22 protein-coding genes and 2 pseudogenes are annotated in these 25,869 nt (G+C 71.6%); 12 read left to right on the top strand and 12 right to left on the bottom strand.

Going from position 1 to position 25,869, the window contains the following annotated elements:
• Positions 1-34: 34 nt before the first annotated feature.
• Positions 35-1,147, bottom strand: a complete 1,113-nt coding sequence (locus AB0J16_RS19575; protein ID WP_358541023.1) for a cellulase-like family protein — start codon at positions 1,145-1,147, stop codon at positions 35-37.
• A 132-nt stretch (positions 1,148-1,279) separates the two neighbouring features.
• Here AB0J16_RS19575 and AB0J16_RS19570 point away from each other — a divergent pair, with 132 nt between their 5' ends.
• The 4 genes from AB0J16_RS19570 to AB0J16_RS19555 all read left to right on the top strand — a co-directional run bounded on the left by AB0J16_RS19570 (position 1,280) and on the right by AB0J16_RS19555 (position 6,188).
• Positions 1,280-2,488 carry a mandelate racemase/muconate lactonizing enzyme family protein gene (locus AB0J16_RS19570; RefSeq protein WP_358541021.1) on the top strand — a complete coding sequence of 403 codons (1,209 nt, stop codon included), beginning with the start codon at positions 1,280-1,282 and terminating at the stop codon, positions 2,486-2,488.
• Complete coding sequence (locus AB0J16_RS19565) at positions 2,485-3,561, top strand: alcohol dehydrogenase catalytic domain-containing protein (protein ID WP_358541018.1); 1,077 nt, start codon at positions 2,485-2,487, stop codon at positions 3,559-3,561. The genes AB0J16_RS19570 and AB0J16_RS19565 overlap by 4 nt, the downstream gene beginning before the upstream one ends.
• 36 nt (positions 3,562-3,597) lie before the next feature.
• Positions 3,598-4,173: a TetR/AcrR family transcriptional regulator gene (locus AB0J16_RS19560; RefSeq protein ID WP_358541015.1), complete on the top strand. Its 576-nt coding sequence runs from the start codon at positions 3,598-3,600 to the stop codon at positions 4,171-4,173.
• 71 nt (positions 4,174-4,244) lie between these two features.
• Complete coding sequence (locus tag AB0J16_RS19555; protein ID WP_358541012.1) at positions 4,245-6,188, top strand: alpha/beta fold hydrolase; 1,944 nt, start codon at positions 4,245-4,247, stop codon at positions 6,186-6,188.
• Between the two features lie 9 nt (positions 6,189-6,197).
• Here the strand turns inward: AB0J16_RS19555 and AB0J16_RS19550 are convergent, their stop codons facing one another.
• Both AB0J16_RS19550 and AB0J16_RS19545 read right to left on the bottom strand, forming a co-directional pair.
• Positions 6,198-6,656, bottom strand: coding sequence for a DUF5335 family protein (locus tag AB0J16_RS19550; RefSeq protein ID WP_358541009.1), 459 nt, complete (start codon positions 6,654-6,656; stop codon positions 6,198-6,200).
• A 96-nt stretch (positions 6,657-6,752) separates the two neighbouring features.
• On the bottom strand, positions 6,753-7,460 hold the full coding sequence (locus tag AB0J16_RS19545; protein WP_358541007.1) for a hypothetical protein: 708 nt from the start codon (positions 7,458-7,460) through the stop codon (positions 6,753-6,755).
• Between the two features lie 104 nt (positions 7,461-7,564).
• Here AB0J16_RS19545 and AB0J16_RS19540 point away from each other — a divergent pair, with 104 nt between their 5' ends.
• A complete protein-coding gene (locus AB0J16_RS19540; RefSeq protein ID WP_358541004.1) occupies positions 7,565-8,173 on the top strand; it encodes a PepSY domain-containing protein in 609 nt (202 codons plus the stop codon).
• 73 nt (positions 8,174-8,246) lie between these two features.
• On the opposite strand, the gene add is transcribed toward AB0J16_RS19540, so the two are convergent.
• Entirely contained in the window at positions 8,247-9,248 is a 1,002-nt protein-coding gene (gene add / locus AB0J16_RS19535; RefSeq protein ID WP_358541001.1) for an adenosine deaminase, read from the bottom strand.
• 79 nt (positions 9,249-9,327) lie between these two features.
• Between add and AB0J16_RS19530 the strand changes: the two genes are divergently transcribed.
• Positions 9,328-9,930, top strand: coding sequence for a TetR/AcrR family transcriptional regulator (locus tag AB0J16_RS19530; protein WP_358540998.1), 603 nt, complete (start codon positions 9,328-9,330; stop codon positions 9,928-9,930).
• Positions 9,931-10,012: 82 nt separating this feature from the next.
• Complete coding sequence (locus tag AB0J16_RS19525) at positions 10,013-11,356, top strand: condensation domain-containing protein (RefSeq protein ID WP_358540995.1); 1,344 nt, start codon at positions 10,013-10,015, stop codon at positions 11,354-11,356.
• On the opposite strand, the pseudogene AB0J16_RS19520 reads toward AB0J16_RS19525, so the two are convergent.
• The 3 genes and pseudogenes from AB0J16_RS19520 to AB0J16_RS19510 all read right to left on the bottom strand — a co-directional run.
• Positions 11,276-11,476, bottom strand: a pseudogene (locus AB0J16_RS19520) (hotdog domain-containing protein); the annotation flags it as partial. The gene AB0J16_RS19525 and the pseudogene AB0J16_RS19520 overlap by 81 nt on opposite strands.
• A 62-nt stretch (positions 11,477-11,538) precedes the next feature.
• Positions 11,539-12,906 carry an aminotransferase class III-fold pyridoxal phosphate-dependent enzyme gene (locus AB0J16_RS19515; protein ID WP_358540993.1) on the bottom strand — a complete coding sequence of 456 codons (1,368 nt, stop codon included), beginning with the start codon at positions 12,904-12,906 and terminating at the stop codon, positions 11,539-11,541.
• Positions 12,903-13,157: an acyl carrier protein gene (locus AB0J16_RS19510; protein ID WP_358443030.1), complete on the bottom strand. Its 255-nt coding sequence runs from the start codon at positions 13,155-13,157 to the stop codon at positions 12,903-12,905. The genes AB0J16_RS19515 and AB0J16_RS19510 overlap by 4 nt, the downstream gene beginning before the upstream one ends.
• A 238-nt stretch (positions 13,158-13,395) precedes the next feature.
• On the opposite strand from AB0J16_RS19510, the gene AB0J16_RS19505 reads away from it, so the two are divergent.
• Positions 13,396-13,938, top strand: a complete 543-nt coding sequence (locus AB0J16_RS19505) for a class I SAM-dependent methyltransferase (protein WP_358540990.1) — start codon at positions 13,396-13,398, stop codon at positions 13,936-13,938.
• A 48-nt stretch (positions 13,939-13,986) separates the two neighbouring features.
• Here AB0J16_RS19505 and AB0J16_RS19500 read toward each other — a convergent pair.
• The 3 genes and pseudogenes from AB0J16_RS19500 to AB0J16_RS19490 form a co-directional block, all read right to left on the bottom strand.
• Positions 13,987-14,895: pseudogene (locus AB0J16_RS19500) on the bottom strand (RNA polymerase sigma factor); the annotation flags it as partial.
• A 461-nt stretch (positions 14,896-15,356) separates the two neighbouring features.
• Positions 15,357-16,781, bottom strand: a complete 1,425-nt coding sequence (locus AB0J16_RS19495) for a wax ester/triacylglycerol synthase family O-acyltransferase (protein ID WP_358540988.1) — start codon at positions 16,779-16,781, stop codon at positions 15,357-15,359.
• Positions 16,782-16,812: 31 nt separating this feature from the next.
• On the bottom strand, positions 16,813-17,865 hold the full coding sequence (locus tag AB0J16_RS19490) for a winged helix DNA-binding domain-containing protein (RefSeq protein ID WP_358540986.1): 1,053 nt from the start codon (positions 17,863-17,865) through the stop codon (positions 16,813-16,815).
• A gap of 9 nt (positions 17,866-17,874) precedes the next feature.
• Between AB0J16_RS19490 and AB0J16_RS19485 the strand changes: the two genes are divergently transcribed.
• On the top strand, positions 17,875-19,089 hold the full coding sequence (locus AB0J16_RS19485) for a cysteine desulfurase-like protein (RefSeq protein ID WP_358540983.1): 1,215 nt from the start codon (positions 17,875-17,877) through the stop codon (positions 19,087-19,089).
• 44 nt (positions 19,090-19,133) lie between these two features.
• On the top strand, positions 19,134-20,105 hold the full coding sequence (locus AB0J16_RS19480; protein ID WP_357951882.1) for a tyrosine-type recombinase/integrase: 972 nt from the start codon (positions 19,134-19,136) through the stop codon (positions 20,103-20,105).
• A gap of 61 nt (positions 20,106-20,166) precedes the next feature.
• Here the strand turns inward: AB0J16_RS19480 and AB0J16_RS19475 are convergent, their stop codons facing one another.
• Together AB0J16_RS19475 and AB0J16_RS19470 are read right to left on the bottom strand one after the other, a co-directional pair.
• Entirely contained in the window at positions 20,167-20,517 is a 351-nt protein-coding gene (locus AB0J16_RS19475; RefSeq protein ID WP_358540980.1) for a hypothetical protein, read from the bottom strand.
• Positions 20,518-20,631: 114 nt separating this feature from the next.
• Positions 20,632-22,608, bottom strand: coding sequence for an AAA family ATPase (locus tag AB0J16_RS19470; protein WP_358540977.1), 1,977 nt, complete (start codon positions 22,606-22,608; stop codon positions 20,632-20,634).
• A 63-nt stretch (positions 22,609-22,671) separates the two neighbouring features.
• Here AB0J16_RS19470 and AB0J16_RS19465 point away from each other — a divergent pair, with 63 nt between their 5' ends.
• Both AB0J16_RS19465 and AB0J16_RS19460 read left to right on the top strand, forming a co-directional pair.
• Positions 22,672-23,283, top strand: a complete 612-nt coding sequence (locus AB0J16_RS19465; RefSeq protein ID WP_358540975.1) for a TetR family transcriptional regulator — start codon at positions 22,672-22,674, stop codon at positions 23,281-23,283.
• A gap of 8 nt (positions 23,284-23,291) precedes the next feature.
• Positions 23,292-25,748, top strand: coding sequence for a polysaccharide lyase family 8 super-sandwich domain-containing protein (locus AB0J16_RS19460; RefSeq protein WP_358540973.1), 2,457 nt, complete (start codon positions 23,292-23,294; stop codon positions 25,746-25,748).
• The last annotated feature ends 121 nt before the right edge of the window (positions 25,749-25,869 follow it).

Below are 25,869 nucleotides of genomic sequence, written 5' to 3'. Positions count from 1 at the left end.
GCTCAGGGAGAAGGCCACTCAGGGAGAAGGCCGCTCAGGGAACGGCGGTGAATTCGGTTGCCCCCGCGTGTATGGCGTCGGTCATGCCGCGGTGCCAGGCCACGTCACGCCACATACCGGCGAACTGCGGCCCGCAGAAGTTGCTGGTCGACAGTGCTTCCCAGCGGCCGGTGGCCAGCGCGGCGCGTACCCCGACCTCGCACAGCTCCTTGATCCAGCCCCAGTCCCGGCCCGGCCCGTCCTTGTAATTGACGATGGCCCAGCACTCGGTCGTCACCAGCGGCTTGCCGGCCGACCGCGACCACTCGGCGACGCGCTGGATGTGATCGGTGAGGCCGCCGGCCCACCGCTCCGGCTCGGCCCGGTACAGGCGTTCGGCCGGGCCGGACAGCGGCTCGTAGGCGCGCGGGTCGAACTGAGAGTGCTCCAGGTCGTAGCCGATCTCGTCGTAGAAGCCGGTGGCCTGCGGCGTCATCCACACGTGTGGTTCGAGCAGGTCCAGCTCGGTGAGGTCCTCACCGTCGGCGCCGGTGGTCTCGGTGGCGATGGACAGCGTGTAGCGGTGGCGCGGATGCTTGGCGCGCAGGGTGGCGATCGCCTCGCGCGTCCAGCTTCGTACTCGCTCGTCCGCTCGGGACAGCGCGGCGGCGTCCGCGTCGTTGCCGTACAGGAACGGCGCCCACATCGCCAGCGGCCACTCGTTCACCAGGTCGACGAAGTAGATCGCGTCCGCGAGACCGGCTTCCTCGATGGCCGTCAGCGTGACGTCCCAGACGGCGGCCAGGTCGGCGGCGGTCCGGATCCGGGATCGGGTGTCGAGCTCGTCCCGGCGGAACCAGGAGGACAGCGCCACCCGCAGGCCCCTGCTCGCGCACGCCTGGATGAACTCCAGCAGCTCGGGCAGCACTCGTACGGACACCGGCTCGCTCGCGCCCCACTGCTCGAAGTGCCAGACGGGCAGCAGGCGCCAGGTCCGCCCCGGATCGGCCGCCACCAGGTGAGGGAAGGCGTCGATGCGCACCGCGTCGTAGCCGCGCTCGACGAGCTCGTCCAGCGCGCGGTCCCAGTCTTCATACCCGGCGCCGTCCCAGCGCCGTTCGAGCCAGGAGAAGTCCCACATGGTGATCGCCAGAGGTCTGCCGGTCAACGTCATAGTTCTCAACATCCGTCCGGACTGTGGTCTTACCAGATTGCTAGAGCTTTGCTGGCAGTGGCGCCACTGTCAAGGGTGATGTGTTTCTTGCGAATTACTGGTCTTACCAGATACGGTCCTGGAATCATGAGTACCCGAGCCGTCGTGAGCGGACTGGAGACCATCCGCTGTTCGATTCAGCCCAACGTGCTGCTGGTGCGGCTGCACACCGACGACGGGCACGCCGGCCTCGGCGAGTCGTTCTTCGGGGCCGAGTCGGTCGAGGCCTACCTGCACGAGACCGTCGCACCGCTCCTCGTCGGCGCGCCGGTGCCCGGCCCGGAGCGGCTGCGCCGGCTGCTCACCGGCCATGTCGGCTTCCAGGGCAGCGGCGTGGAGACGCGCGGCAACGGCGCGGTCGACCTCGCCGTGTGGGACCTGCTGGGCAAGACCACGGGGCAGCCGGTGTCCACCCTGCTCGGCGGGCCTTTCCACGACCGCCTCCCGGTCTACAACACCTGCGCCGGCTCCTCTTACATCAAGAACGAGCCACGCCAAGCCGTGTCCAACTGGGGGCTGGCGGCGGCGTCGGCGTACGACGATCTGCGGGGCTTCCTGGAGCGGCCGGCTGAGCTGGCCAAGTCCCTGTGGGAGGAGGGTTTCCGCGCCATGAAGGTGTGGCCCTTCGACCAGGCGGCCGAGCGTACCGGCGGCATGCGGCTGGACCGGGCGGACCTGCGCGCCGGCCTGCGGGTGCTCGACGAGATCAAGAACGCCGTGCCCGAGATGGAGGTCATGGTCGAGTTGCACGGGCTGTGGAGCCTGTACGCGGCCGTCGGGCTGGTGCGCGAGCTGGAGCGGTTCGCCCCGTTGTGGGTGGAGGATCCGTTGCGGTCCGACAGCCACGGCTCCTACGCGACGCTGCAGGCGTCGACGTCCGCGCCGCTGGCCACCGGCGAGACGCTGACCGGGCAGCGGTCCTTCCGCGCGCTGCTGGAGCGGTCGGCGATCCGGGTCGCGATCATCGACATGGGCTGGTCGGGCGGGCTCACGGAGGCTCGCAAGATCGCCGCGCTGGCCGACTCGTACGACATCCCCTTCGCGCCGCACGACTGCACCGGCCCGATCTCCTTCGCGGCGTGCGTCCACCTCGCCCTGAGCCAGCCCAACACGCTGATCCAGGAGAGCGTGCGGGCCTTCCAGCACACCTGGTACCAGGAGCTGGCGACCGGCCTGCCGCTGGTGGAGGATGGCTGGGTGAGCCTGGAGGGACGACCGGGGCTGGGGGTGGAGCTCGTCCCCGGCCTCACCGAACGCGCCGACGTCACCACCCGCCTGTCCGGGACCCGGCCGTGAGCGTGGTCGGGGATCCGGCCGTGAGCAGGGGCCGGATGGCGGCGCTGCGCTGGTACGGGCGCGGCGACGTGCGGCTGGTCGAGACCGAGGTACCCGCGCCGGGTCCCGGCCAGGTCCTGATCGCGGTCACGCTGTGCGGCCTGTGCGGCAGCGACATCGAGGAGTACCGGTTCGGGCCGGTCGTGGTGCCGGTCGAACCGCACCCGCTGACCGGCCGGACCGCGCCGCTCACCCTGGGGCACGAGGTCGTCGGCGTGGTGGCGGAGGCCGGCCCCGGCGTGCGCCTCGCCCCCGGCACCGCGGTCGTGCCGGACGTCGTGCTGGGCTGCGGCCACTGCTGGTGGTGCGCCCGCGGCGACTACCCGCTGTGCGAGCGTGGCGCGGCGCTCGGGTTGCAGGACGACGGCGGCCTGGCCGAATACCTGGTGGCACCGGCCGCGCGCTGTGTCCCGCTGCCCGATGGCCTGCCCGCCGCCGTCGCCGTCTTCGCCGAGCCGGCGGCGGTCGCCGTCCGCGCACTGGACAAGGCCGGCGACGTGTCCGGGGCCGTGGTCGCGATCGTCGGCGCCGGGGCCGTCGGCCTGCTGGTCGCCGAGGTGGCCAGGTGCCGGGGCGCGGCGACGGTCGTCGCGGTCGACCCGGATCCGGGCCGCCGCGCGCTGGCCCGGTCGTTCGGACTGGTCGGCGTGGCGCCGGACGCCGCCCTCGAAGCCGTACGCGAGCTGACCGATGGGCGCGGCGCCGACGCGGTGGTGGAGAGCGCGGGGCCGGCGGCCGCGGTGGAGAGCGCGCTGTCGCTGTGCCGGCGCGGCGGGAGCGTGGTCCTGCTCGGCGTGTCGCCGGAGCCGGCCGCCTTTCCCACCCTGGACGTGGTGCTGGGCGAGAAGCGGATCGTGGGGTCGGCCTCCCACCGGTGGGACACCGATCTACTGGCCGCGGTCGCCCTGCTGCACGGCGGGCAGATCCGGGTCGATCGGCTGCCCACGCAGACCGTACCGCTGTCCCAGGCCGTGGCACGTGGGCTGGCCGACCCGCCGCGCGACATCGTGAAGACCATTGTCGGCAGGGGATGATTTGCGAATTATGCAGATCGGTCTATTCTCGGGGGCGTGGCGGTCAAGGGTGATGAGACGCGGGCGCGGCTGATCGAGGCGGCTCGGACGCTGGTGGAGGCGAAGGGCTACCACGGCACCGGGCTCAACGAGGTGCTCGCGGTGGCGGGAGCACCTCGGGGGTCGCTCTATCACCACTTCCCCGGCGGCAAGGACCAGCTGGTCAGCGAGGCCCTCGTCGCCGCCGGGCGCGAGGTCGACGGCATCGTGGTCGAGCTGGCCTCGACGGCGCCCACTTCCCGCGATCTTGTCAGGGCGCTGATGGCGGCGCTGGCCGACAGGATGGTGGCCGCCGACTACGCCAAGGGATGCCCGGTGGCGACCGTGGCCCTGGAGGTCGCCGCGACCAACGACGTCCTGCAGCCGATCTGCGGGGACATCTACGCGGGCTGGCAGCGGGCGCTGGCCGATGCCCTCCGGGCCGACGGTCATGACGCGGCCGAGGCGGATGAGCTCGCGGCGACGGTGCTCGCCCTGATCGAGGGCGCGCTCGTGCTGGCCCGTGCCGGTCGTAGCCGGACTCCCATCGAGCAGACCAGCCGACGCATCGCCAAGCTGCTCGGCACCGCCTGATCCTTTTCGCTGGGGGTCGGGCGTTTTTGTTGTCCCCGGAATATGTAGATCGGTCTAGAGAGGCGAATCAGATGGACGAGACTTCGCGGAGCGCGCCGGACGTCGTGGTGTTCGGGGCGACCGGCTTCATCGGCAGGTGGATGGTGCTGCGGCTGCTGGAACAGGGCCGCACGGTCGCGGCCGTCATCCGCAACCCGACTCAGGGCCGTACGGGTGCGGACGCCCCAGCGGCTCAGGGTCGCACGAACGCGGACGCTCCAGCGGCTCGGGACCGCACGGGCGCGGGTGGCGGGGGCGAGCTGCGGGCCTGGCTGCAGGGTCATGGCGCGGACGCTGAGCGGTTCACGGTCGTGGCCGGTGATCTCACGGGCGGTCCGGGTCTGGGGCTGAGTGCGGCGGACGACGAGCGGCTGGCCGGAGTACGGGATGTCGTCAACGCCGCCGCCATCTACCGGTTCGGGCTGGGGCGCGAGGAGGCCAGGACGGTCAACGTCGAGGGCGCCCTCAACGTGCTGCGCTGGGCGGCGACGCGGCCCGGCCTGCGCAGGCTGATCCACGTGTCGGGCTACCGGGTCGGGCTGGGCCCGCGAGAGCGGTATCCCCTCTCGGAGGCCGAGCTGACGGAGCTGTACCGAGGCCAAGGGGCCTATGAGGGCTCCAAGACCGAGGCGGACGCCGCCGTACGGGTCGTCGCGGAGCAGTTGGGGGTCCCGCTGACCGTGGTGAACCCGAGCACCGTGATCGGCCACTCGACCACGGGCGAGGCCGGGCAGTACATCGGCCTGGCCGAAGTCGTCCGCGACCTGTGGAACGGCCGCCTTCCGGCGCTGCCGGGAACCGCCCGTACGTTCGTACCCGTGGAGACCGTGGATCATTTCACGTCGTTCATGGCCGCGATCCCCGAGCACGACCCGAAGCCCGGCGGCCTGCACTGGGTGCTCGACGAGAACACCCCGAGCCTGCCCGAACTGGTGCGCCTGCTCGCGGCCCACCTGGGCGTACGCGCGCCGAGAACACTCGTGCCCGTGTCCCTGATCCGCCGCCTCCCGGCCGCGCTGACCGGAGCCAACCCCGAGACCCTGGCCTTCCTCACCGAGGACCGTTACGACACCGCCTCAGCCGAGCGGGTCGCCGCGGCCGCCGGGCTCCGGCAGCCGCCCGTCGAGACCGCGCTGCGCCGCTGGGCCGATCGGCTGGTGGCGGACCGGTTCGGGACGGCTCCGGCCGTGCTTCCCGGCGGCTTCCATGACGTCGGCGGATCCCGTACCTATGTCGCCGGGGACAGGACCTCGCCCGGCTTCGTACTCCTGCACGGACTCCCCCTCGACGGCGAGTCCTGGCAGGGCGTGCTCGGTGAACTCGACGGAGCAGCCGCCCTCGTCGCCGACCTGCCGGGACTCGGCCGCTCGGCCCCCACCTCGGCCACCCCGCCGGCCTGGCTCACCGATCTGCTGGCGCCCGTACGAACCCGGCCCGTGATCGTCGCCCACTCCGCGGCGGCCGCCCCGGCGCTCCGCTACGCCGCCGCCCATCCCGATCGCCTCAGCGCCCTGGTCCTCGTCTCCCCCTATTTCCTCCAGGAGGCGGCCCCGAGACCGCTCCGCACACCGGCGCTCGCCACGCAGCTCCTCAAGAGAATCTCCGCCGACCGTCTCGCGACCTCGCTCCTCGGCGACGGCACTTCCTCGGACGAAGCCCGCCGGGCCGTGGCGAGCGCCGCCGCCCAGTTGCACCGGCCCGGCGTCGCCCGCCGTACGGCCCGCCTGCTCAGGGACGCGAACCAGCCCGCCGAACGCGCCGCTCTCCAAGCCCTGCTCAGCGAGACGGTCTCGGTCCCGGTCCGCCTCGCTGCCGGGCAGCTGGATCCGCTGATCGCCGACCCAGGACCGGCCACCGTCACGACCATCCCCGGCGCCGGCCACCACCCGCACCTCACGCACCCCGCCGCCATCGCCGCAATCATGCGGCGCGTCGCCGCCGAAGCGACCCGCCGGACGTCGGCATCAGGCCGCTGACCAGGGCGGTCAGGGTGGACCCGCCGGGCGCGCCGGGTCTGAGGTCACAGGGTCGGCGGGGCGACGGGTCTGAGGTCGCAGGGTCGGCGCGCCGCTCCACACCGCGGGATCGTGGAGCATGATGATCGTCTGCGTGCCTTCCGCGTCCACGATGTCGAAGGCCCGGGGCATGTCGGGCGCGCCGGTATCGGCGAATACGGTATCGGCGAATATCGTCTGCGGCCGCTGGATGAGGTGAGCGAGCACCACCGGATACCGCCCGTCCCGCCCGCCTATCGCCACGGTGAAGATGTCGTCCTTGTCGTCGTACTCGAGATAGGCGAGCGGGAGCTTCTCGGCCTGCATGAGATCGCCGAACGTCCGGCTCAGCACCTCGACGGTCACGTCCGAGCCCTCGTACTGCCTTGACAGGTTGTCGAAGAACTGGCGCCATTCCTCGCGCGGCAGCTCGGGTCGCTCCTCGGTCATCTGACGGTTCCTTCCCTCCGGGTACGGGCCCGCGATCTCCTCCATGCTGGTCGGACCGCACGCGCTCGCACATCACACGGTCGGGTAGGTCCTGCCTCAGCCCCTGTTCCGAAGAGCCGCCCGCAGCAGCCCGCTGAGCAGCGGATGCGGCTGCTCCGGCGTCGATCGGGCCTGGGGCACGAACAGGGTCGCCACGTAGAAGGGATGTCCCGGGAGCTCCAGCACCCGCGCCTCCTGCTCCCCATCGACGCCCGTCACCCGGAACCCTCCGTCGTGCAGGGTTCGCCGATGGCCGGGCTCCAGGCCGAAGTTGCAGTAGTACTGCTCCTCGACCTCCGTGAGGCCGTACAACTCGGCCGCTTGTGAGCCCGCCACGAGGCTGACGGGCATGGTCTTGCCGGCGAGCGAGCAGGTCAGCGCGGAGACGAACAGCTCCGAGGCGTACGGGTCGTACTCGCCGTGCTGGGCGTCCTCGAACCCGAGCACGTGGCGGGCGTACTCGATCACCATGTGCTGGAAGCCGCCGCAGGTGCCCAGCGTCGAGACGCCCCGCTCGCGGCCGTGACGCAGGGCGGCCACGGCCCCGGTCAGGCTGCGGTACGGGCTGCCGGGCGCGCACAGCAAGGCGTCGGCGGCGCGTACGGCCGACAGATCCCGTTCCAGCGGCTCGGTCGCCTGCCACTGGATCTCGATCTCGATCCCCAGCTCGGCCGCGGCGTGACGTAGCGCGTCGTTCGTGGCCGCGTGCGTAGGGAATGTCGGGTCGAAGTCGCCCACGACGGCGACGATCAAGGAAGGAGCCATGGCGTCCACTATCGGATACTGCGGACCAAACAGCCAAGTCCGCGGCGCGGCGTCGGTCATGTCGTTCACACCGTTCGACCTGCGGAAATGATAAGTGTCGCCATATGACTAAAACGATCATCGGGGGCGCTCTGGCCGGCGCGGCGCTGCTTACGGCGACCGCCTGCGGGGGCGACGCCCGTCAAATGACCGAGCCGTTCGGCGCTCCTCCCACGCCGTACATCGCCGCCACCGAGACGCCCAAGTACGGCGCACAAGCCGATTCGCAGAAGCGCTCAATGAAGAAGCTGGAGGAGGTGGGGCAGGCCGCGATGAAGGCCGTGCCCGGCTCGACGCTCGTCTCGATGGAGACCGAGGAGAACGGCGGCCTCTGGGAGGTACAGGTCGTCGACGACAAGGGCGTCGAACACCAGATGGACGTCGAATCCGGCACCACCAAGGTCGTCAGCGGCCCACGGGCGGAGGACGACGAGAACGCCGGCGACAAGGCCCGATACCTCGACCGCGTCAAGGCCGCCAAGCTCGACTACGCGCAGGCGGCGGCCAAGGTCCTGGCGGCCGTGCCGGGGGGCCGCATCACCGAGATCAACCTGGACAGCCACCGGGACAAGATCGTCTGGGAGGTGGACGTGGTTCCGCCGAACGGGTCCAAGCAGGACATGACGGTGGACGCGACCGACGGCGCGGTGACCAAGGACAGCCACTCGGACTGATCGGGGACGCCGAGCGCTGACCGCGCCCCCGACGGTCAGCGCGCCCCTCCTCAGCGTCAGCGAGCGCGGCGGGTCATCGACCCGAGTCCGAGGCCGATCCAGAGCCCGAGGCCGACGCCGAAGCCGAGCCCGAGTCCGCCAGCCAGGCGTCCACCCCCGCCCGCAACCCCGCCTTGAGCTCCTCCTCGGCGAACGAGGCGTCGATCGAGGCCCGGGCGAACCCGGCCAGCTCCGCGTCGTCGTACCCGAAGACCTCCCGCGCCAGCGCGTACTCGCCGGCCAGGTCGGTTTCGCCGTCGGTGTTGAGCGTGACCGCCAGCCCCGCCGCGCTCAGCCGCCGCAGCGGGTGCTCGGCCAGGCTGGGCACGACGCCGAGCAGGACGTTCGACGTGGGACAGACCTCCAGCGGCACCCCCCGCTCCCGCACCTCGGCGACCACCGCCTCGTCCTCCAGGACGCGTACGCCGTGCCCGATCCGCTCGGCGTGCCCGATGGCGAGCGCCTCGCGGATGCTGTCCGGCCCGCCGAACTCCCCCGCGTGGTGCACCAGGCGCACTCCGGCGTCGCGGGCCGCGTCGAGCACCTCCGCGAACGGCGCCACCGGGTGGCTCTCGTCGCCCGCCAGCCCGATGCCGACGACCGCCTCGTAACGGGTGGCCAGCCGCAATGTCTCCCAGAGCCGTTCGACGGAGCGCCGCCGGGAGTGGTCGAGCAGTACCCGGCACTCGATCCCGTAGCGGCGCGACCCCTCGGCCAGCCCGTCCAGCACCGCCTCCAGCGGCATCTCCGGCGCGCCTAGCCGCTCGCCGTGCGAGGCCGCGGTGAAGGACACCTCCGCGTAGCGGGTGCCCTGGGCCGCCTCGTCCTCGCAGAACTCCAGCGCCACCCGCCGGAAGTGCTCGGCTGTGAGCAGCCGCCCGCGCACCAGCGCCCGATGGTCGGCGAACTCCCGGAACGTGGCGAACGGCCCGCCCCGCCCGGACGGCCCGCCGAACTCGCGCGAGGTCTCGGGGCGTACCGTGCTCTCCAGGTGAACGTGCAGGTGGGCTTTGGGCAGCAGCCGTACATCTCTCACTGTCAGCACCCTAGCCAGGGAAACGGACAGACCGCATCTCGATTTGGATATTGACTGACCGGTCAGTCATAATGATCATATGTCCCCCAGGACGGTCGACAAGGCCGCGCGACGCAAAGAGATCCTCACCGCGGCGGTGCGGGTGTTCGCCCGCAAGGGCTTCGCCGCCACCCGCATCGACGACATCGCCGCCGAGGCGGGCATCGCCAAGGGCAGCGTCTATCTCTACTACGACAGCAGGGACGCGCTGCTGGAAGCCGCCTTCGAAGGCTACCGGACCATGTCGGCCGCCATCTTCGACCGGGCGATCAACGGGCGCGGGCCCGCGCTGGAGCGGCTGGCCGAGATGGTACGCGAGGTGCTCGGCGTGCTGACCGCGCGGCGCGAGCCCGCCCGGATCATGGTCGACCTGTGGGCGGCCTCCCGTGACTCGGAGGGCTCGCTGGTGGACATGGCGGCCGTCTACGGCGACGCGCGGGCCGTGATCACCGAGCTCCTGCGCCAGGCCGCGAAGGAAGGCGTGCTGCGTGAGGGCCTGGACGAGCGCCACGCGACCGTCATCGTGGGGACCATCGAGGGCTGCCTGCTGCAGTGCCTGGTGGATCCCCGGCTGCCGGCGGCGGAGCTGGCCGAGCCGATCATCCAGATCTGCCTGGAGGGGCTGCGCCGACCGGCCGCTTGACAAGCCCGGAGCGCTGATAGAGCCTCCTTGCAGAGATCTCCGGTACACCAGCCACTTCGCCTCTCTCACAGGTGAGGAGACGATGCCGGAAGAACACGAGCCGATGCCGTCGCCCGCACAGCAACGGCTGTGGTTTCTCCAGCAGCTCGCGCCCGATTCGCCGCAGTACAACGTCTTCCGGGGCTACGAGCTGCGCGGGCCGCTGGACGTGGCGGCGTTGCGCCGGGCCCTCGGTGCGCTGGCCGACCGGCACGTCGCGTTACGCATGAGGTTCCCCGCCGACGGCGGGGTGGCCCGCGTGGTGGTGAGCGGCACCCCCTTCGACGTCGAGCTGCCCAGCACCGATCTCGGCTCGGAGCCGACGGCCACTGATCTCGCGGGAGAGCCTGGTTGGGACGCGGCGGCGACGGAGTTCGCCCGGCTGTGGACGGCGCGGCCGTTCGACCTCGCGCGGGACGACCTGATCCGGGCCCACCTCCTGCGCGTCACGCCCGATCTCCACGTGCTCCTGCTGTGCGTCCATCACATCGTGATCGACGGCTGGTCGGTGCCGATCATCGACGAGGAGCTCGGGCTGCTGTACGCGAACCGGCCCCTCGGCCCGCCGCCGGCCGGCTACCTCGAGTACGCCCGCCGGCAGCAGGAACTGGCCGGTTCCCCCGCGGCCGAGCGGGTGCTCGCGTACTGGCGGCGGCGGCTGGCGGGCGCGCCCGAACTCGTCACACTGCCCGCCGACCGGCCGCGGCCGAGGATCCAGGACTTCCGCGGCGGCCTGCTCGTCACGCCCGTGCCGGTGGACGTGACCGCCACGCTGCGATCTTTCGCCGTGGCGCACCGGGTCACGCCGTACACCGTCGCCTACGCCGCCTTCGCCGTCCTGCTCGCCCGCTACGCCCGCGCTCGCGACCTGGTGATCGGCGTGGTCGTGGCCGGGCGTTCGCGGCCGGAGTTCGCCGGGACGGTGGGCTTCTTCGTGGGCACGCTGCCGGTACGGATGGATCTGTCCGGGGATCCGAGCTTCCTCGCGGTACTCGCCGCGGCCCGCGAGGCGCTGTTCGACGCCTACGACAACGACCTGCTGCCCTTCGACGTCCTGGTCGACCGGCTGTCCCTGCGGCGCGACCCCTCGTACATCCCGCTGGTCCAGGTGATCTTCCAGATGCTGGTCACTCCGGCCTACGGCACCGAGACGCGCTGGGGCGACCTCGGCTCCCGGCTCTGGGGCCGGGACGTCTCGCAGCCCGCCACCCGCTTCGACCTGGAGGTCCACCTGCTGGACCAGGCCGACGACGACATGGTCATGGAGATCGGGCAGGCGGCGTACCGTGCCGGAGACCCGCCAGGAGGCCCCGCCCACATGGTCGACGTCGGCGCGTACCTCGATCCGGTCGGGGAAACGGGCGGCGGCTCCGTAGCGCATGCGTAGTTCGGTCACGGCCGGCTGCAGCTGGTGCTCGCTCATCAGGCGGGTGCCGACGCCCATCGCCTCCAGGTCCTCCAGCAGCGCGGTCTCGATGAGCGAGGCGTAGCGGGTGAAGTGGACCACCCCCGCGGCGTCGGTGTCCACGTGCTCGACCCGACGGCGAAGCGGCCGACTCGTCGGCCCGCTCACTGAGCCGCCGTACCGAGGAACGTCGCCGTTCCCCGCCGAATCGCGGCGACCAGCTCCTCCACCTCGGCTGGGCTGGTGACCAGGGGCGGCGCCACGCGCATGGTGGGGAAGACGTACGGCAGGCCGTGGGAGCGGCGCCCCGCCCCGGCCATGAACTCGATGTAGCAGCCCGCCCTGATGATGTGCGCCCGCAGCTCGCGCAGCCGGTCCGCGGCGTCCTCCGTGAGCTCCAGCCCTTGCAGCAGCCCCGTACCCCGCAGCCCGCGATAGGTCTCGGGGAAGCGGTCGAGCACCTCCCGGCCGAGGAGCGCGGTCAGCCGCGCGCCGAGCTCGGCCGAGCGTTCGAGCAGCTTGTCATCCTCGATCAGCCGCAGGCCGTCGTGGATCACCGCGCAGGTCAGCGGGCGCAGGTCTGAGGTGGCCACGGCGCCGGACGGCCGTACGGACAGCGACCGCCTGGCGATCACCATCGAGGTGGACAGCACGCCCATGCCGAGGCTTTTGCCGATGACGGTGATATCGGTGGGGATCGGGCCGTCCTCGTCCGCCATGGCGAAGAACCGGCCGGTCTTGGCGAAGGTGAGCACCTCGTCGGCCACCAGCAACGCCCCGTGCTCGACGGCGAGCGCGGCCAGGGTCCGCAGGTAGCCGGGCGGGGGGACCAGCAGGCCCGCGTCACCCTGGACCGGCTCGACGACGACGGCCAGCAGCCGCTCTCCGTGGCGGGCGAAGAACTCGCGCAACGGCTCCGGGACACCGAACGGAAGGTGCTCCGCCGTCAGCCCGTACGGGCCGTCGGCGGCCATCCCCGGGAGCCCGACGCGGAAGTGGCGCCGGTTGAGCAGCGGCGTGAGCGCGCCCGTCCATCCGTGCCACGCGCCCTGGAAGGCGAGCACGAGATCGCGGCCGCCCCGCTCCGGGTCGGGCCGCGTCCGCCGGTGGTCGTATCTCGACTCCAGGACCAGCCGCAGGGCCAGTTCCATGCCCTCGGAGCCGGAGTTGCGGCCGGATGCGTGGTATTCGCCCGGTGGGAAGTGGTCGCACCACAGCCCGCCGGGGCCGAGCGTCGCGGTGAGGAGGCGGGTGCGTTCGGCGACCTCGATCTCGTCCGTCGCGTACCCGAGATCCGTGGCCCCGCGCGTCAACGCGCGCAGCACGGCCGGGTGCCCGGCCCCGAGGCAGGCGCTGGCGTACCCGCCGGAGGCGTCGATGACCTCGAACGGTTCCCCGGTGCCGCCGCGCTCGGCCAGCCGCAGCCGCACGCCCCGGCCACCGACCGAGACGAACGGAAGCCGGCCGCCACCGTAGTGATCCAGGTGCAGGCTGTGGGACGGCGACGCGGCGGTCAGGCCCGCGTGGCTCACGTCCCGCCGCCCTGCAGCCGCCGGATGAGCGCGGCGAGGGCGGCGATGGTACGGAAGTTCTCGGGTACGAAGTCCTCGTCGGAGACGCGGACATCGAAGATGTCCTCACATTGCACGCGGAGTTCGGTGAATCCCAGAGAATCGAGCCCGTAGATGTCGCGCAGGCTCTCGTGGTCGCTGATTTCCTCGGCCGGCGTCTCGACGAACAATTCGGTCGCCAGAATCTTCTTTATGGTGCCCTCGATTTCCATTACACCTCCGGACAAAGCGCATGGTAAAGAGAACAGCACAGGACGTGGCAGCTTCGTCACTGAATAGCAGGTCGGCCGCGGAATCCCGGGGCCGTTGGCCGCCAACACCGCCCAGCATGAACCAACCGATGTTTTTCGTCAATTGCATCCGGCGTCACGGAGTTCACAGGAATTCCACAGGATGAAGCGGAAATGGGAATTACCCCAGCGGGCCGCCTTTCCGATCTACAGTGCGCATATGAACACGGGCACTGGACCGGGGGTGTTCACCTCCGACGGCTCACCGGTGGAGTTCTATGCCGCGATCGACGCCGCGGGCGAACCGGAGATCATTCAGCGGGGTGTGCCCGCAGGCGGGTCGATCCTCGAGCTGGGCGCGCTCGAGCGCCGCTTCGACGCCGTGCTGCTGGCCTCGCTGCTCATTCATGTGCCGCTGGTCTCGACCAGGCGGCGCTTCCTCGACTGCTGCCGCCGCCACGTGCGTGACGACGGCGTGGTGGTGATCCAGTGGATTCCGCTGGACGTACGGGCCACCTGGTCAGTGGGGACGACCTTCGGGCGGTCCGGGTTCACCACCACGATCACGGAGTTCGCCCCGTCAGGGCGGGATCTGGTGAATCTCACCCTGAGGTACGAGACCGACGGCCGCCTCTGGACCCAGTCGATCGTCGAACGGCCGCTCAGCGACGACCAGCTCACCACGGCTCTGGCCGAGTCCGGGCTGGTCGTGGACCGCTTCCTGACCCCCGACCGGACATGGCTGACCGCCCGCCCCAGCTGAGCCGCCCGCCCCCAGCTGAGCCCCCGTCCTGGCTGTGGTATGCCCGCCCTAGCTGAGGTATTCGCGCAGCGCCAGAGCCCTCGACGGGTGGCGGAGCTTGGACATGGTCTTGGCCTCGATCTGCCGGATCCGCTCACGGGTCACGCCGTAGATCCTGCCGATCTCGTCGAGGGTCATCGGCTTGCCGTCGTTCAGGCCGTACCGCATGGAGATGACGCCCGCCTCACGCTCGGACAGCTCGTCGAGCAGGGCCCGCAGTTGCTGCTGGAGCAGGGTGAACGAGACCGCGTCGGCCGGGGAGACGGCCTCGGTGTCCTCGATGAGGTCGCCGAACTCGCTGTCGCCCTCCTCGCCCAGCGGCGTGTGCAGGGAGATCGGCTCGCGGCCGTAGCCCTGCACCTCGGCGACCCGGTCGATGGGCAGCTCGGTCTCGACGGCGATCTCCTCGGGCGTGGGCTCGCGGCCGAGCTCGCCCGACAGCCGCCGCTGCGCCCGCGCCACCTTGTTGATCATCTCGACCATGTGGACCGGGATGCGGATCGTCCGTGCCTGGTCGGCCATCGCGCGGGTGATGGCCTGCTTGATCCACCACGTGGCGTAGGTGGAGAACTTGAACCCGAGCCGGTAGTCGAACTTCTCGATCGTACGGATCAGCCCGAGGTTGCCCTCCTGGATCAGGTCGAGGAAGAGCATGCCGCGGCCGGTGTAGCGCTTGGCGATCGACACCACCAGGCGCAGGTTGGCCTCCAGCATGCGTTCCTTGGCCCGCAGGCCGTCGCAGGCGATCCATTCGAGGTCGGCGCGGAGCTGACCGGGCAGATCGGGCTCCGTGCTGAGGCGCTCGGCGGCGAACAGTCCGGCCTCGATCCGCTTGGCGAGGTCGATCTCCTGCTCGGCGTTGAGCAGCGGCACCCGCCCGATCTCCTTCAGGTACGCCTTGACCGAGTCAGCGCCGGCGACGGGTGCGCCGTCGGCGATGTTTTCGTCTAGCTCGAGAACCTCTGCTGCTTGGGACAAGACACTCTCCTCGCTCGGGTCGTTCGACTGGCGAATATCGATCTCGGACCAAGAAGTCCCTCGGGGGCGAGGAAGCGGGAGACGGGGCGGGTCGCCGACCACGCTGTCCGGCTGCTCCTGATGCGCGGGTCCGGCTGGACGACCGCGGCCCGGGGGGCGAAGATGGCCATCATCGGTTACTTCCCGCGCGCGGGTGGTTCGGCACCTGTCCGTCGTATGAGGTTCGCCGTGGCCGCGCGGGGCAGGGCGAGAGTGAACTCGCCGCCATACTCGTTAAGGCGACGAGACGCGTGTCCGGCCTCAGTCCCACCATCGTCTTCCACGCTACCCGCTGCCCGGCCATGCTCGGCGCCTGCCCGGCGACCGGTGAAAGCCGCCGGTGGAAAACGGGGCAGCGTGCGCTATTGCGGCAGGTTCCGTTCCGCGTTGAGGAGTTCGTCCAGCGCCCCGCGCAGATCGTCGGCGAGCTCCCACGCGTCGGGCACCATCTCCCGGTCGGTGACCACGCCGATGTCCAGGGAGCCGTCGTAGGAGAAGGCGGTGATGTTCACCCCGCCGCTCACGTCGGTGATCACCGAGACCGGGTAGTGGGTGAGCAACCGGGCGCCGCACACGTACAGGGGGAACTGCGGCCCAGGTACGTTCGAGATGGCCACGTTGATGGGCGGCGCGGTCTGCCCGAGCAGGCCGAACGCCGATCTGGACGCCAGCCCCATGAGGGCGGCGGGCATCGACTCGCTCAGCTCGCGCAGCCACCGCGCGGGCGCCAGCGAGAACCTGTCCTTGATCCGCTGCATGGCGAGCCGCACCTGCTGCAGCCGCGCCACGGGATCCTCGAGGTGGACGGCCAGCGGCGCGGTCATGAACGTCACCTGGTTGCCGCCCGTCCCCGCCTCCCGCAGCGAGAACGGCACCCCGGCGATCAGCGGCTGGTGCGGGACGCCGCCGTGCGCGGCCAGCCACTGGCGCAGCGCGCCCGCGCACACGGCCATCACCACGTCGTTCACCGTCACCCCGAACGCCTTGCGCACCTGCTTGATCTCCTCCAGCGGCAGCGAGACGAACGCGAAGCGCCGGTGCTCGGAGACCGGCCCGCTGAACGGCGTCTTGGGCGCGGGCAGCGACGGCAGCTCCGGGGCCTGCCCGGCGCCGGCGACCCGGCGGGCCAGCCCCGACACCATCCGGCTGCCCGGCAGCGACGACACCACGGGGATCTCGTCCAGGTGCGGCATCGCCCGGGCGGCGAACCGCACCGCCTGCGCCGGATTGCCGGCCAGCCTGGCGAGCCCGCGCAGGACCATCTCGGCCGCTCCCGGCGGCTCCGAGTCACGCTCGGGCGCGACCGCGGGCGCCGGCGCGGGTATGGGGCCCACGTCGAGGAGCGCGGCCAGTACGTCGGCGCCGCCGATGCCGTCCACGGCCGCGTGATGGATCTTGGTGTAGAGCCCCATGCGGCCGCCGGACAGGCCGTGGATCAGGTAGATCTCCCACAGCGGCCGGCGGCGGTCCAGGCGGCGGGCGTGCAGCCGGGACACCTGGTCGGCCAGTTGCCGGTCGTCACCGGGTGGCGGCAGGCCGATCTCCCGTACGTGATAGTCGAGGTCGAGATCGTCCTCCTGCACCCAGTAGGGGTGGTCGAGGCCGAGGGGCACGAACGCGAGCTTGCGCCGCAACGCGGGCACGTACGGCAGGCGCCGTTCCAGCAGAGCCTGGAGGTCGGCGCGGTGGAGATCGCCGTCCAGGATGGCCAGACCGGCGATGTTGGCGATGTTCGTCGCCGTCTCGAAATGGAGAAACTGGGCATCCAGGGCGGTCAGCTGCGGCATGGCTCACACCTCCGCCCCGAACAAATCAGACTCAGCCTATTACTTCAAGTGAGCGGGCAGCCGCGTCCGGCTCGGCGAAGGCCAGCAGGGCCATCGCCTCCTCCTCCAGCGCCTCGGTCGCCACCGGGGTGAAGGGCGTGAGGAGCAGCTTGGCCTTCTTACCCGTACGCCTGATCTGCCAGGTCCCGGCCACGAAGCCGTCGACCAGGTAGGTGGCGCGGACGCGCAGGTTCTTGGTGACGACCTCGCCGCGATGCTCCTCGGCCAGCACGCGGGTACGGTCGGCGTGGCCGAGCAGCAGGTTGTCGAAGTCGGGCAGGAACCTGACCGGCGTCGGCACGTCCCCCTCCGGCCTGGGCGCCTCGGGCAGGTCGAACAGCTCCCGGCCGCGCTCGTCCACCAGCACCTCCAGCCGGTCGCGCATGCCGTTCAGCACGGCCTTGAGCCCGCTCAGCCCTGACCACGTCTGCATGTCGGCGGCGGTGGCCGGCCCGAACGCGGCCAGGTACCGCTCGACGAGCGTCTCGATGTCCGGCTCCGCGGCGAGCTCGATGCCCGGCAGGGCGAAGGCGGAATCGCGCGGGAAGCTCCACCGATCCTCGGTCGGCACCATGATCAACGGGACCATCATGCGCACCGCGTAGCCGAGCGCCCGGTCGTAGGCGCCCGGGAACTCCCGCTCCAGCCTCGGCCGCAGCTCGTTGAAGGTGTGCGGCCCCTCAGCCAGCAACCGCTCCGCGGCTCCCGCGACGGCGGCGAAGTCGACCTCCGGGAAACGGCGCGCCGCGGCGGCGAGCAGCGGCTGTAACAGGGGCCGGAACTCGGCGAAGTCCGCCGCGGTCACCAGGTGCAGGGTGGCGCGCATCATCGTGGCGCGCACGAGCGTCCGCGCGCGCAGCGCCGCGTGCAGGTCGGCGCGGGCGAACCCGTCGAGCCGGGTCCACAGTCCCAGGTACGGTGGGCGCGGCTCCTGCGCCTGCAGCCCGGCCAGGCGGTGCACGACGGCGGCCACGCCGCCCTGGTGGCGGCGAAGAAGATGCTGCCGCGCCAAGGTGGCCCGGTTGAGCTCTCTCAGGGTGAGCATGAACACATCATGCCCTTTGTCACTAAATTCCCAGTTCAATCGGTGCGCGCTACCTATCCCGCGCTGGACGACGGCCACGCCTATCTCGACGGCGCGGCGGGCACTCAGGTCCCGCAGTCGGTGATCGACGCCATCGTGAGCGCCTACCGTACGGGCATCGGCAACGCGGGCGGCGCCTTCGAGGCCAGTCACCGCGCCGACGAGATCGTGGCGGCCTGCCGCGCGGCCGTGGCCGACCTGGTCGGCGGCCTGCCGGACGGGGTGATCCTCGGACCGAACATGACGACGCTGACCTATCGCCTGGCCGGCGCGCTGGCCCTGGGCTGGGGCCCCGGCGACGAGGTGGTGGTCTCGCGGCTCGACCACGACGCCAACGTCCGGCCCTGGATACAGCTCGCCACGCGCGCCGGGGCGACGATCCGGTGGGCCGAGGTGGACCCGGCGACCGGGGAGCTGCCGGTGGAGCAGTACGCGAACCTGATCGGCGAGCGCACCAGGCTGGTGGCGGTGACCGCCGCGAGCAACGTGCTGGGCACCCGCCCGGACGTGGCCGCGATCACCGCGCTGGCGCACGCGGCGGGGGCGCTGACCTATGTGGACGGCGTGCACGCCACCGCGCACGGCGCGGTGGACATCGCGGAGCTGGGCGCCGACTTCTACGCCACCAGCGCCTACAAGTGGTCGGGCCCGCACATCGGCGCGGTCATCGCCGATCCGGCACTGCTGGAGACGATCAGACCGGACAAGCTGGCCTCCTCCCCCGACACGGTGCCGGATCGCTTCGAGTGGGGCACGTCCCCCTTCGCCGACCTGGCCGGTGTGACGGCCGCGGTGAACCACCTGGCCACCATGGTCCCCGGCACCGGGACGCGCAGGGAGCGGCTGCTCACCTCGCTGTCCGCGGCCGAGGCGTACGAGCAGGAGCTGTTCGCCGTGCTGATCGCGGGCCTGGAGGCGATGCCGCACGTCACGTTGTACGGCAAGCCCGCCAGGCGTTCGGCGACCGCCTACTTCACCGTCGCCGGGCGCACCCCTCGCGAGGTCGCGGAGGCGCTGGCCGCGCGCCGGGTGAACGTGTGGAACGGGCACAACTACGCCTGGGAGCTGACCGGCGCGCTGGGCATCCGCGACTCCGGCGGCGCGGTGCGGGTCGGGCTGGTGCACTACAACGACCATTCGGACGTCGACCGCCTGCTGAAGGCCGTGACCCGCCTGGAGGAGTGAGCACGTGACCCGCCTCCAGGAGTGAGCGGGGCTAAGATCGCCGGGTGAGCCTGCCCGCCGTACCGGGCCTGCCGACCACGCTCGTCGAGCCGGCCCGCGACCCCTATCACGTCTATCTCGACTCGCTGACCAGCCCCGAGTCGCGCCGCACGATGCGCGGCTGCCTCGACCGGCTGGCCCGCCTGCTCACCGGCGACGAGGCGGCCAGCGGCGCGGGCCAGCCGTGGCATCTGCTGCGTTACGAGCACACGGTACGCATTCGCACCCTGCTGACCGATCAGGGATGGTCGGCGGCCTACGTCAACAAGCACCTGGTGGCGCTGCGCCGGGTGCTGAAGGAGGCGTGGCGGCTCGGGCAGAGCAGCGCGGAGGACTACGCGCGCGCCTCCGACCTGGCTCCGGTGCGCCAGAGCCGCCTGCCCACCGGTCACCACGTGCCGCCGGAGGTCGTGGGGGCGGCCCTGTCGGCGTGCGACGACTCGCCCGCCGGGATCCGCGACGCGGCGCTGATCGCGGTGCTCTACTCCACCGGCTGCCGCCGCGCCGAGATCGGCGGGCTGTCGCTGTCCGACTACGACCCGGGCGCCCGCTCGCTCCGGGTCCGCGGCAAGCGCGACAAGGAGCGGATGGTCTACCTGACGACCGACGCGATCGGGCTGGTCGAGCGGTGGCTGGCGGTGCGGGGCGATGAGGCGGGCGCGTTGTTCAGCCCGATCAGCAGGATGGGCCGCGTGCGGATGCGCGAGGGCCGCCCCGTCGGGCTGACCGGGCAGGGCATCGCCGACATCCTGGCCAGGCGGCTGGGCGAGGCGGGGGCGTCCCGGCGTACGGCGCACGACTTCCGGCGCACCTTCATCGGCGAGTTGCTGGACGCGGGCGTCGACCTGGCCACCGCCCAGGCGCTGGTCGGCCACTCGTCACCGGCCACCACGGCCCGCTACGACCGCCGCCCGGAGAAGACCCGCCGCGAGGCCGTCGACCGGCTCCGCCTGCCCGCCGCACGGCCGCTCCGCTGAACCTTCCGGGTGCTGTCCCTGCCCACCGTCCTGGCCGGGCGGCAGGCAGGGGACGGCGCGATCAGGTGTTCATGTTGGACACCACGATGTAGCCGAAGACCATGCCGAGGATCATCGCCACACCCGAAGTGACCGCGGCCCACTTGCCCAGCGTCTCGCCGCGCGTGTGGCCCGCGATGCCCAGCCCGATCCCGGCCAGGCCGAACAGAATAGGTATGAACAGCAGGGATATCGCCGCGCAGACGAACGCGATGATCGACAGCAACTGCCCTGCCGACTTCTGGCCGGGCTGCGCGTACGGCGCCTGCTCATAGGGGGGCGGAGGCGGCGGCCCGGGGGGCGGCTGCTGCGCCCACTGGGCCTCACTGCGGGATGGATCGTCGCCCGGGGGCGGATCCTGGGGGGAGGTCACGATCTGGGCTCCTCTCGAGAACACAACCAAGTCGGCGGCCCGTTCCTGACGTGAGGCCATCACACACCGTGTCGGTCGTCCTGTCGAGCGGATCAGGCTACGACATCTGGTGACTCAGGCGATTTCGGCGGCTGTAAAGACATCGAGAGGTAGCGGCCGGGAGTGCACCACATCCAGCCGGGAGACCGCGCGGGTGAGCGCGACGTACAGGCGGTTGAGGCCGCGTGCCTCAGCCTCGACGATGGCCGCGGGCTCGGCCAGCACCACATGGTCGTACTCCATGCCCTTGGCCATCGAGGCGGGCACCACGCTCAGCCGCTCACCGATGTCGAGGCCGCCGTTCCACAGGGCGTCGGTGAGCGGGCCGGCGTCGGCGTCGGCCGCGATCACGCCGATCGACCCCTCGAAGACCAGCGCCTCACGCGCGGCCGTGACGACCCCTTTCTCCAACTCGGTCACCTCGGTGACGAGCAGCCTGCCGTCGGTGCGGTACGACGTGGTGGCGGGCACGTCCACGTCGAGCGCCGCCAGCAGCCGGTTGGCCGGGCCGACCACCACCGCGGGCACCCGGAACCCCGTCGTCAGCGCGACGATCCCGGCCTCCGGCTTGCCGAGCAGTTCCAGGTGCCGCGGCCAGGACGCGGCCGCCCATGGCGTGGTGCCCTGAGCCAGGTCGCCGAGCACGGTGATCGAGCCGTGCTCGCTGCGCCTGGCCACCGCCCTGCACTGCATCGGCGACAGGTCCTGTGCCTCGTCCACGATGACGTGGCCGTAGCCGCGCGGCCGTTCCAGCAGCCCGGCGATCTCGTCGAGCAGCACCAGGTCGGCCTCGGACCACTTGGCGCTCTTGTAGCCGCGCGGCGGCCGGGCCCAGGTGATGGCCGCCCGCTCATCGGCCGTCAGGATCGGGGCGGCCGGTTCCGGGTCGCTCAGCAGCGTGCACAGCAGCTCCTCAGGGCGTACGGCCGGCCAGATCTCGTCCAGGAACAGCGTGAGCGCCTTGCCGATCTTGCGCGTCCAGACGGCGTTGCCCGTGTGACCACGCAGCTCGGCCTGGCGCCGCATCAGCTCGATGATCCGGGCGCGCACCCGTTCACGCCCGATCGCGTACGGCATGGCCTCGCGCCGCGTGTCGTCGACGATGCGGCGCAGCTCGTCCTCGCCGACCCGCCACCGGTAGGAGCCGTCGGCGACGGAGACGGGCTCGACCGGCTTGCCGATACGCCCGTACAGGGCCTTGCGCAGGACCTCGGCCATCCGCGCGTCGTGCTTGACCAGCGCGGCGGCCGGGCTGTCGGTGGCCGTGACCGCGACCGTGCCCAGCAGCCGCTCCAGCGTGGTCTGCTCGACGTCGACCTCGCCCAGCGCGGGCAGCACCGCCGAGATATATCCGAGAAAGGCCCGGTTGGGGCCCAGCACCAGCACCCCCGAGCGCTCCAGCCGCTGCCGGTGCGCGTACAGCAGGAACGCCGCCCGGTGCAGCCCGACGGCCGTCTTGCCGGTGCCGGGAGCGCCCTGCACGCAGATCGACTCCTGCAGCCCGGCACGGACCAGGTCGTCCTGCTCGGGCTGGATGGTGGCGACGATGTCGCGCATCGGGCCGACGCGGGGCCGTTCGATCTCGTCGGCCAGGATCCGGCTGTCGGTCTCCTGGCCCTGGGCGAGCCGTTCGTCCTCGAAGGACGTCAATGTGGTGCCGGCCCAGCCGAATCGGCGGCGCACCTCGACGCCCAGCGGATCGCGGGCGCTGGCCCGGTAGAACGCCCGCGAGACGGGCGCCCGCCAGTCGATGACCACCGGCGGGCCACCGTGCTCGCCGGTGATGTGCCGCCGGCCGATGTGGTAGCTGCGCCCCCGGTGCTCGGCGGAATCGCCGCCGAAGTCGAGCCGTCCGAAGAACGGCGGACCCTCGGGCTCCTCGCTCAGCTCCTTGGCCAGGCTCTTGAGGTGGCGGCCGAGCCGTTCGGCGCTGTAGCGGTCGCCCGCCACGCTCTCGCCGACGATCACGTTGTCCCGTGCCGCGTCGAGCATCCTGCGCAGCCCGGCTCCGCACTGTTCGACGTATCGCCTCTCCTCGTCGAGCGTGGCCATCCTACCTCCGTTGTTAACTCGGTTAATACTTTTACCAGGTTAACACTTTGGTAGAGTGGCCTCATGACAGGACTTCGGCAGTTGCAGCGGGAACACGTGCGCGAGGCCATCTCCACGGCGGCCATCTCGCTCTTCCTGGCGCGTGGTTTCGACGAGGTCCCCGTCACCGAGATCGCCGCCGCCGCGCGGGTGTCGAAGCCGACGCTGTTCAAGTACTTCCCGGCCAAGGAGGACCTCGTCCTGCACCGCATCAGCGACCACCAGGGCGAGTTCGCGCGGGTGGTGCGGCAGCGCACAGCCGGTGAGCATCCGCTGACGGCGCTGCACCGGCACTTCCTCGACGCCCTGGCCCGGCACGACCCGGTCACCGGGCTGAACGACCAGCCGGAGGTGATCGCCTTTCGCCGCATGGTGTTCGGCACGCCCAGCCTCGCCGTCCGCCTGCTGCACTACATGTCGATGGATGAGGACGCCCTGACCGCCGCGCTCGCGGAGGCCCCGGAGATCCCCGACGCCCTCACCGCCTCGCTGCTGGCGGCGCAGGTGCTGGCCGCGCATCGGGTGCTGGCCAAGTACAACTGGCAGGCCCTGGCCGACGGGAGCGCGCTGGCGGAGGTCGAGCCGGAGGCCGTACGCCGCGCCGACCGCGCCTTCGCCCTGCTGCGTCACGATTGAGGAGCGACATGCCAGACCTCGAAACGGCCCTCGAAACGGCCAGGCGCCGGCTGCGGCACGAACTGCTGGACACCGCCTCCGGCACCACCGCCGTCGGCGCGGCCACCGGCCTGGCCGACCCGGGCCTTCTGACCGGCCCTGTCCCCGGCCCGCTGCCCGGCTCTGTCCCCGACCTCCCGACCGGCCCCATCTCCGACCCGCCGCCCGGCCCTGTCCCCGACCTCCCGACCGGCCCTGTCCCCGGCCCGCCGACCGGTCCCGGCGCCGACGGGCCCAATCCTCTGGTGGACCGGCTCGGCGCTGATGGCACTTGGCCGGACCTCGACTACGCCGACCATGGCGATGGCCGGAACTGGGCACCGCTGGAACACCTGTCCAGGACCCTCTCCCTGGCGCTCTCCCCACAACACCGCCCCAGCGCGCTCACCGCCCTGGACGCCTGGCGCCGCCGCAAACCGCGCAGCGCCAACTGGTGGTACAACGAGATCGCCGCACCCCAACTGGCCGGAGACGCCCTCCTGCTGCTCACCGACCGGCTCGACCCGGCCGAGCGCACGGCCTGGGGCGCCTGGCTCGCGGGCTGCGCGGGCTCTGGGGAGATGACCGGCCAGAACCTCGTCTGGACCCAGGCGGTCGTCCTGCGCCACGGCCTGCTGGTGAACGACGCCGACCTGGTCTCCTCGGCGGTCGCACGGATGGCGACGACCCTACGACCGACCTGCGGCGAGGGGATCCAGGACGACTTCAGCTTCCATCAGCACGGCGCGCAGCTCTACTCCGGCGGCTACGGCTTCGCGCTGGCCGCCGACCTAGGTTTGTGGATCTATGTGGTGTACGGCACGCCGTGGGCGTTCGGCGGCGCCGAGGTGGGCTTCTTCACCGACTTCCTGCTGGAGGGCCTGCAGTGGGCGATACACGGGGGCGCCTTCGACTTCACCACCATGGGCCGCAACATCACCCGAGCGGACGCCCACCGACCCACCCCCGACCTGCGAACCGCGATCCGCCGCCTGCGCGCGTCCGGCGCGCCCCGGCAGGCCGAGCTGGCGGCGTTCGAACAACGCCTGTCCGAGGCCGAACAGCCGACCGCGGACCGCACTGCCGGGACCGCTGCGGGACTCGCCGTTGGGACCGCTGCCAGGTCCGCCGCCGGGCCTGCTTCCGAGGCCGCTCTCGGGGCCGCCACAGGGCCCTCTTCCGGCTCCACTCCCGAGACCGCTCTTGGGTCCGCCACAGGCCCCGCCCCCAGCTCCACTCCTGGGGCCGCTGCGGGGTCCTCTGCCGGGACCGCTCCCGGGGCCAATCCCAGGGCCACTGCAGGACCCGCTCCCTGGATCAGTGCCGGGTCCAACGCATCACGGCTCCCTACCGGGACCGAAGGCGTACAGCCCGCTACCAGGACCGAGGCCGCACGACCCGCTGACGGGCCCGTCGGGTGTCGTTATTACCCACGTTCCGACTACCTCGCGCACCGGCGGCCCGGCTGGTCGATGTCGGTGCGTATGTCATCCACCCGTACCGCGCCCACCGAGAGCATGAACGGCGAGAACCTGCGTGGCCGCCACCTCGGCGACGGCGTCGCCTCCATCCGGGTCGGCGACGGGCCGGAGGACGGCTACCGCGCCGTCATCCCGCTCTGGGACTGGGCGCGGCTGCCCGGTGTGACCGCCGAGCAACCCCCGGACCCGGCGGCGCTCTTCCCGCGCCCCAACGACCGGCACGGCGCGTCGCCGGACGTCGGCGGCTGGACGGACGGCCGCCACGGCATGGCCGTGATGCGCCTGGCGGGGACCGACCGGATCGCGGACGGCTGGAAGGCGTGGTTCTGCTTCGACGACGTCTACGTCGCGCTCGGCGCCGGGATCACCGCGCCGTCGGCCGTGCACCCGGTGGTGACGACGATCGACCAGCGCCTGGCGACCGGACCGTTGACGACTGGCCCGTTGGCCACCGGGCCGGGGACGACTGGCCCGTTGGCCACCGGGCCGGGGACGACCGAGCCGTGGTCCACCGGCCCGCTGACGACCGGCCCGCCGATCACCATGCCATTGACCACCAGGCCGAGGACGACCGGGCCGCTGACTACCGGGCGGGGGACGACCGGTTCCTTCGTGCATCAGGGGCAGATCGGTTACCTGCCGCTGTCCGACCGGGAGTCGCTGTTGGCGCGGGTGGAGCGCCGGAGCGGCAGTTGGGCGGACATCACCGCGACCGGCTCCACCGCGACGCTGACCGCCGAGGTGTTCACCGTCGGCTTCGACCACGGCCCGCGGCCGTCCGGCGCCACGTACGCGTGCCTGGTCCTGCCCGGCGCGGACGCGGCGGCCACGGCCGCGCGCTGCGCGGACCCCGGTGTCACTGTCCTTTCCAACACTCCCCTGCGGCAGTCGGTCCGCTGCGACCACAGCGACGTGACCCTCACCGCCCACCACGACACGCGAGAGCTGACCTTCACCCGGAGCTGAGGTCTACGCGGTCCCCTGCGACCACAGCGGCGTGACCCTCACCGCCCGCCACGACGCATCGGGCCGGACTTCGCGCGGAGCTGAGGTTTACTTCGTTATATCGTTCGATATAGCATCCGAT

The sequence above is a fragment of the Nonomuraea sp. NPDC049750 genome (assembly GCF_040659625.1).
In the GTDB taxonomy this organism is placed as follows: Bacteria; Actinomycetota; Actinomycetes; order Streptosporangiales; family Streptosporangiaceae; genus Nonomuraea.
Note: the sequence above shows the minus strand (reverse complement) of the source record. Positions and strands in the feature narration are given on the sequence as shown.

What these genes read in the sequence shown, in the direction of transcription:
- AB0J16_RS19570 (WP_358541021.1), top strand. Translation starts at nt 1,280, where the DNA reads ATGAGTACCCGAGCCGTCGTGAGCGGACTGGAGACCATCCGCTGTTCG.
- AB0J16_RS19555 (WP_358541012.1), top strand. Translation starts at nt 4,245, where the DNA reads ATGGACGAGACTTCGCGGAGCGCGCCGGACGTCGTGGTGTTCGGGGCG.
- AB0J16_RS19550 (WP_358541009.1), bottom strand. Translation starts at nt 6,656, where the DNA reads ATGACCGAGGAGCGACCCGAGCTGCCGCGCGAGGAATGGCGCCAGTTC.
- AB0J16_RS19545 (WP_358541007.1), bottom strand. Translation starts at nt 7,460, where the DNA reads ATGGCTCCTTCCTTGATCGTCGCCGTCGTGGGCGACTTCGACCCGACA.
- AB0J16_RS19540 (WP_358541004.1), top strand. Translation starts at nt 7,565, where the DNA reads ATGACTAAAACGATCATCGGGGGCGCTCTGGCCGGCGCGGCGCTGCTT.
- AB0J16_RS19530 (WP_358540998.1), top strand. Translation starts at nt 9,328, where the DNA reads ATGTCCCCCAGGACGGTCGACAAGGCCGCGCGACGCAAAGAGATCCTC.
- AB0J16_RS19525 (WP_358540995.1), top strand. Translation starts at nt 10,013, where the DNA reads ATGCCGGAAGAACACGAGCCGATGCCGTCGCCCGCACAGCAACGGCTG.
- AB0J16_RS19510 (WP_358443030.1), bottom strand. Translation starts at nt 13,157, where the DNA reads ATGGAAATCGAGGGCACCATAAAGAAGATTCTGGCGACCGAATTGTTC.
- AB0J16_RS19505 (WP_358540990.1), top strand. Translation starts at nt 13,396, where the DNA reads ATGAACACGGGCACTGGACCGGGGGTGTTCACCTCCGACGGCTCACCG.
- AB0J16_RS19495 (WP_358540988.1), bottom strand. Translation starts at nt 16,781, where the DNA reads ATGCCGCAGCTGACCGCCCTGGATGCCCAGTTTCTCCATTTCGAGACG.
- AB0J16_RS19490 (WP_358540986.1), bottom strand. Translation starts at nt 17,865, where the DNA reads ATGCTCACCCTGAGAGAGCTCAACCGGGCCACCTTGGCGCGGCAGCAT.
- AB0J16_RS19485 (WP_358540983.1), top strand. Translation starts at nt 17,875, where the DNA reads ATGCCCTTTGTCACTAAATTCCCAGTTCAATCGGTGCGCGCTACCTAT.
- AB0J16_RS19470 (WP_358540977.1), bottom strand. Translation starts at nt 22,608, where the DNA reads ATGGCCACGCTCGACGAGGAGAGGCGATACGTCGAACAGTGCGGAGCC.
- AB0J16_RS19465 (WP_358540975.1), top strand. Translation starts at nt 22,672, where the DNA reads ATGACAGGACTTCGGCAGTTGCAGCGGGAACACGTGCGCGAGGCCATC.
- AB0J16_RS19460 (WP_358540973.1), top strand. Translation starts at nt 23,292, where the DNA reads ATGCCAGACCTCGAAACGGCCCTCGAAACGGCCAGGCGCCGGCTGCGG.